Source organism: Photobacterium sp. OFAV2-7 (genome assembly GCF_022347985.1).
Classification (GTDB): domain Bacteria; phylum Pseudomonadota; class Gammaproteobacteria; order Enterobacterales; family Vibrionaceae; genus Photobacterium.
In genome coordinates, this window is the sequence record NZ_JAKRFQ010000272.1 from 1 (window position 1) to 5,778 (window position 5,778).

Sequence of the window (5,778 nt, forward strand, 5' to 3'; positions counted from 1 at the left end):
ATCAACTGCTGTACTTTCTCCTGCAATCCTTTCGCCGACACCTGTTCCGGTGCGACTGCTTTGCCAGCAACAATCTCTATTTTCGACCAGGAACGTGCTGGCATCGTTGTAAATGCGCGTCCTCTTTCATGGCTAAAGAACGAGCCCCATACGCCAATCAAACCTAAAGGAATAACCGGTACCGGGTTACGACTGATGATCTTCTCTATTCCTTTTTTAAACTCGTTCATCTCACCGTTTTTGGTCAGCTTGCCTTCGGGAAAGATACAGACAATCTCACCGGCAGCTAACTCCTCGCTAATCCTGTCAAAGGCCTGCTTATAGATTGTCGGGGACTTTCCCTGCGCGCAAATAGGAATGGCCTTAATCCATTTGAAGAAGTACTTAGCGACCGGCATGTTGGCAATGTCTTTGTCCATCACAAACCTAACCGGACGACGGCATGCCCCTGCTATCAGCAGCGCATCAACATAGCTAACATGGTTACAGACCAATACCGCAGCCCCACTTTCAGGAATATTATCCAGACCTTTGTAGTTAAGGCGGTATACAGTACGTGTCAGCAACCAGACCACAAAACGCAGCATAAACTCATGAACCTGTGAAAATACGTAGATGGCTACCAGCGCATTGCCAACCGAAAGCACAAGGAACAATTCAAGGATAGAGAGCTCAAAAACATTCAGCAGAAGAACTGCAACAGCTGCACTCAACACCATAAACAAAGCATTCATAACATTATTGGCAGCAATAGTCTGGGCACGACTTTTTTCTTCACTGCGTTGTTGGATCAGAGCATTAAGCGGCACGACAAATATCCCGCCGAAGGCACTTACCATTGTCAAATCAAATATCATCCGAAGATTTTCACCATGAGTGACGAACGCACTGGCCGTAATCCCCGACTCGACAACAACCTGCTGGCTGGCAAAGTACAGATCAAAACCGAATACACTTATACCAATGGCACCGACAGGAATAATGCCCAGCTCAACTTGGCCGCCGGATAACTTTTCGCAAAGCAGCGATCCGACCGCAATGCCAACAGAGAAGACGGTCAGCAATACAGTCACCAACTGAGGATTGCCCCCCAGATAATCACGGGCAAAGTTCGGCAGTTGAGTTAAATATGTCGCGCCAATAAACCAGAACCAGCTAATAGCCAGAATTGAAAGGAAGATAGTGCGATCTTTGCGGGCATGGTTAACTGTTTTTACCAACTGGGTGAAGGGATTCCAGTTCACCACCAGTGATGGATCATTCGCCTTTGCGCGAGGTATGAAACGGCTACTCAGGTACCCTATCAATGCTAGCGATAGCACAGATCCCGTCACCAATAGCGTTGAATCCTCGGTGGTAAATATCAAACCGGCAGCGACCGTACCTCCGAGTATCGCCACAAATGTCCCCATTTCAACAACCGCATTGCCCCCCACCAGCTCACGATCGGTCAGATGCTGTGGCATCAGGGCAAACTTTACCGGTCCGAACAACGCAGACTGGGCTCCCATCAGGAATAGGATCACCAGCAATGCCGGCACATAGTTAAACCACAGTGCAATTGCACCTCCAGACATAATGGCAATTTCAGCCAATTTTATTTTCCGGATCAGAGCAGACTTCTCGTACTTGTCTGCAAGTTGTCCACCAATTGGTGAGAGCAGGAAAAATGGCAGGATAAACAATCCGGCTGCCAGGTTGATTAAAGAAGTGCTTTCCGCCTGATTGTAAATCCCGGAGAACGCAATAAACAACAGCAACACATTCTTAAATAGGTTGTCATTAAACGCCCCTAATGCCTGTGTACCGAAAAAGGGAAGAAAACGTTTCTTCCCCAACAATGAAAACTGATTCATGACCTGCCCCTTGCTGTATTCGATCTTTGATTTCCCTTGATGATGCTAATCTACACCACAATCGAACACCGTACAATTATATTTTGCAGTATTTTTGAGCACAGTTCTGAAAGCTAAGGGCAGAGAGCTGGATGCTGTAACTTTAGCTCAATAGTTACAATGACTTAGAAAGGAGATATTGTTTCGACTTGAAACCAACCTTTGCGTAGCATTGATTGGCAACACTGTTTTTCGCCCAAACATGGAGCTCGACACTATCTGCGCCATGATCTTTGGCCCAAACCTCAAAGTGACAAATCAAGCTTTTCGCATACCCCTGACCGCGGGCAGTTTCGGCAACAACCAGCTCTTCAACATACCCGTAGGTTCGAGGCCGATTCCAGCGTTTTCCATCTACTTTAACGACATTTCCTAGTAATACCCCAGCAACACCATCTTGCTCTACAACATATAGGTATTGATTATCATCAGACAGAATTTCTGTTAGTTCAGACTCAGTCAGGACATCTTTCGTCCGATTTACAACATCCGGAGCAAGCGCTGCGTTGTGCTCATTTTCAATCATGAACAACTCTACCAGCAGCTTGTAATCTTCAGGCTTTGCTTTTCTTATCATTGTGTTTTCCTAGTTATTTTCATTTGTTAACTGGCAGGATCCTCACTTTCCTGCAAGCCATCAGCTTCAAGAGCGCATTGCAGTTCCGTAAGCGCTTCTGACAACTCGGCCATTCGCTCTTTGCCGAGTTTCGTTTCAAGCTGCTTTGCGAATTCAGCATGCTGCGGGCCAATTTTCTCGATGGCCTCCAACCCTTTTTCTGTCGGTGTTAGCAGCATGGCTTTGCGGTGAGACGGGTTCGGCATGAACTGAATCATTCCGTCTTCTATCAATTGAGAGCTGGTTCTCTGGACACTCTGTCGCGTTATACCCATGCGACGTGCTATTTCCGCCTGTGTTAACGGTTCGTTGAGCACCGCACCCAGTACCTGCCAACGTGTTGCCGTCAGCCCTGCTGGCTCAGCAAGCTGATCAGCAATTTTCAAAAAACGACCATTGAGCGCAAACACTGTCAGTGCCATTGAACTCAACCTGTCTTGGCGATCACTCACTTTGAATGTTCCTCCATCAATTGATAGAAACCAGCCGGATTCTTATGTTCAAACAACTGCCACCAGGCCTCCAGCGTATTATCTGCATATAGGCCAAGCATACGAAAAATCTCTGCCGCAAATGCTACCGGCGCGACCCCGCTTGCCGTAATCAGGTTCCCACCCGTTACAGCAGGTTTATCGATATAACAATCGCTCCCCTTGTAGCCTGTCATTTGCAGAAATTCCTTGGCATTGCTGGTATGTGGCAGCTCATCAAGTAACCCACGTTTTGCCAAGGCAGCGGTCGCACCACATATTGCGGCAACAGGAACATCAGCACTCAAATAACGCGCAGCCATATCAACGAAAAGTTCGATCCCACCATCTGCTGCAGTATCCGCACCAGGCAAAATCAATAGTTGGCTGTCTGTGGGTGACAGGTTATCAAGGCACATATCCGGAAGAATGCGGATCCCACCCTTGGTCGTGACCGGCTCAAGCGTCTCACCGACAGTCCTGATCTCAAAATGTCCCGGTGATTTCTGAAATTCTGGTGAATTGATATGAGCAACGACATAGCCATACTCCCAGTCGGCCATCGTGTCATACACTGCCAGATGAATTGTTGCCTTCTTCATATGTAACCCCTCTCTTATAAAATTGACAGCATGCTTACATTTTGACAGCGCACTGTCAATTTTACTGTTAATTCTAAGGATCAGATCTGCCATTTCTCATCACCTATTCCTTATAGCGATTTTTCTCAGAGGTGTGATGTAGATTAAGTTTCCTAAAAGAAACCTTTGTTCACTGCAGTGGAATTTGTCTAATATGTTTCGCAATTGTTAAGAAACATGGCGAACGCAGCAGTCCTCGCCCGTTAGAAAAGCATGGAGACAGGTAAATGCCACATAGTATTTTTGAGCTATTCAAGGTTGGAGTCGGCCCTTCCAGCTCCCATACTGTAGGACCGATGGCAGCGGCTGCAGGCTTTGCCACTTTCTTAGTTGAGCAAGAACTGCTTGACCAAACATTTTCGGTGAAGGTTGACCTCTATGGCTCGCTCGCCTTAACCGGCCTTGGGCATGCCACCGACATTGCCTGTGTCATGGGGCTGATGGGAGAACTCCCAGAAACGATAGAAGCCGATGACATCCCAACCATGGTCAGTATGGTTAAAGGCTCCCGCGATCTACCATTGGCCGGCAAGCGTTTTGTTCCTTTCGACTGGTCAAAAGATATCGTGTTCCATAACGATACTTTCTTTCCGGAGCACCCTAACGGCATGACTTGTACGGCATACGATCAAGAAGGCAAGATCGTAGCCGAAAAAACCTACTTTTCTATCGGTGGCGGAGCTATTGTAGCCAAAGGTGACGCTGAACAAGAAGCGGCTTCAACATCGCCTCTTCCTTACCCATTCAGCTCTGGAAACAAGCTATTGGAGCTATGCAAGGAGCACCAGCTAACCATTGCCGAAATCATGCTCGCCAACGAACAGGCACGTAATGACGAAGATCCAACCGCTCGCCTGGATCACGTCTGGTCTGTAATGGATCAATGTATTAAGCGCGGGGTAGCACAAACAGGATTACTGCCCGGCAGCCTCAAGCTCAAGCGTCGTGCTAACAAAATCCACCAGGATCTGACGGCAAGAGAAGAACGTGGCGAGCAGGTAGACTCTCAGGAATGGGTCAACTTGTATGCCATGGCCGTCAACGAGGAAAATGCGGCCGGAGGCAAAGTCGTAACGGCCCCGACTAACGGCGCGGCTGGCGTGATCCCTGCTGTTCTGGCCTACTACATCCAGTTTGTCGCCCCCAAAAATCAGGATAACGTACAAAAAGGCATCCATGATTTCCTGGCAACATCAGCAGCCATCGGCTCACTGTACAAAACCAATGCTTCAATTTCAGCGGCCGAAGTCGGCTGTCAGGGAGAGATCGGTGTGGCCTGCTCTATGGCCGCCGCTGGCCTGACAGAAGTGATGGGGGGCACCCCGGAGCAGGTAGAAAACGCGGCAGAAATTGCCATGGAGCATAACCTCGGACTGACGTGCGATCCTATCGACGGCCTGGTTCAGGTGCCATGCATCGAGCGTAATACTATGGGAGCGGTAAAGGCAATTAATGCCTGCCGATTGGCCCTGAGCGGTGACGGCTCCCATCATGTCTCATTGGACGATGTCGTCAAAACCATGCACCAAACCGGGCTGGATATGATGAATCATTACAAGGAAACCTCTCTCGGCGGACTGGCGATAAATGTTACTGCCTGCTAAACAATCTTTTCGTTAAGGAAACGGAGAGCATCGATAAAAGCTCTGTGCAAGGATGGCTTGAGTATCAAGCCATCCTTAAAGTTAAGAGAAGTAGATTTCAGCTAGGCTGTTAATGCCAGTACCAACGTTGGCTATCGCCGCCGTGATGCGTCCAAAGATGCGCCTTGCTGCCATTTGTGCTCCAGTAGCCACCTTTAATATCCAGCATGTTTTGCTTGCCATACTGGCTGCGTAACCCATGATCGCCATACTCAGACCAGCGTTGGTTTATCTGTTCGTTGCAATCCCAGATTTCAACGTTAGAGCCCTTATCCCCCGATCCTGAGACGGTGGCACACTTGTTGAAATTCATCTTATTGCGCAGATATCCCTCCGAATCCAGGTACCAGCGTTGTGAGTCGGCATCGTGGCAACTCCATTGATGGATTTCGTTGCCATTCTCTAAGCTGCGATCTTCCAAATCCAAACACTTGTCATAACCATTTTTCAACTGGCGGAAATTTACATTGCCGAAAAGTGGATAGATGGCACCGTAATTATTTGGAAAGTATG

At 48.1% G+C, this 5,778-nt stretch carries 6 protein-coding genes; 1 reads left to right on the forward strand and 5 read right to left on the reverse strand.

Translation table 11 applies throughout. The features are described from left to right. The 4 genes from MHN01_RS14295 to MHN01_RS14310 all read right to left on the reverse strand — a co-directional run. Positions 1 to 1,856 (reverse strand): MFS transporter (locus tag MHN01_RS14295; RefSeq protein WP_239411955.1); only part of this gene is annotated, 1,856 nt, incomplete at its 3' end. A 154-nt stretch (positions 1,857 to 2,010) separates the two neighbouring features. Next, positions 2,011 to 2,472 carry a GNAT family N-acetyltransferase gene (locus tag MHN01_RS14300; RefSeq protein WP_239411956.1) on the reverse strand — a complete coding sequence of 154 codons (462 nt, stop codon included), beginning with the start codon at positions 2,470 to 2,472 and terminating at the stop codon, positions 2,011 to 2,013. Positions 2,473 to 2,498: 26 nt separating this feature from the next. Continuing rightward, complete coding sequence (locus tag MHN01_RS14305) at positions 2,499 to 2,963, reverse strand: MarR family transcriptional regulator (protein WP_239411957.1); 465 nt, start codon at positions 2,961 to 2,963, stop codon at positions 2,499 to 2,501. Next, the gene (locus tag MHN01_RS14310; protein ID WP_239411958.1) at positions 2,960 to 3,583 is read right to left on the reverse strand and encodes a DJ-1/PfpI family protein; all 624 of its coding nucleotides are present in this window, start codon (positions 3,581 to 3,583) and stop codon (positions 2,960 to 2,962) included. Before MHN01_RS14310 ends, MHN01_RS14305 begins: the two co-directional genes overlap by 4 nt. Positions 3,584 to 3,849: 266 nt before the next feature. Here MHN01_RS14310 and MHN01_RS14315 point away from each other — a divergent pair, with 266 nt between their 5' ends. Next, a complete protein-coding gene (locus tag MHN01_RS14315) occupies positions 3,850 to 5,226 on the forward strand; it encodes an L-serine ammonia-lyase (protein WP_239411959.1) in 1,377 nt (458 codons plus the stop codon). Positions 5,227 to 5,335: 109 nt separating this feature from the next. Here MHN01_RS14315 and MHN01_RS14320 read toward each other — a convergent pair. Then, positions 5,336 to 5,778 (reverse strand): RICIN domain-containing protein (locus MHN01_RS14320; RefSeq protein WP_239411960.1); only part of this gene is annotated, 443 nt, incomplete at its 5' end.

Excerpts from the sequence above, each read along its gene's own strand:
- MHN01_RS14300 (WP_239411956.1), bottom strand. The coding sequence starts at position 2,472 with ATGATAAGAAAAGCAAAGCCTGAAGATTACAAGCTGCTGGTAGAGTTG.
- MHN01_RS14310 (WP_239411958.1), bottom strand. The coding sequence starts at position 3,583 with ATGAAGAAGGCAACAATTCATCTGGCAGTGTATGACACGATGGCCGAC.
- MHN01_RS14315 (WP_239411959.1), top strand. The coding sequence starts at position 3,850 with ATGCCACATAGTATTTTTGAGCTATTCAAGGTTGGAGTCGGCCCTTCC.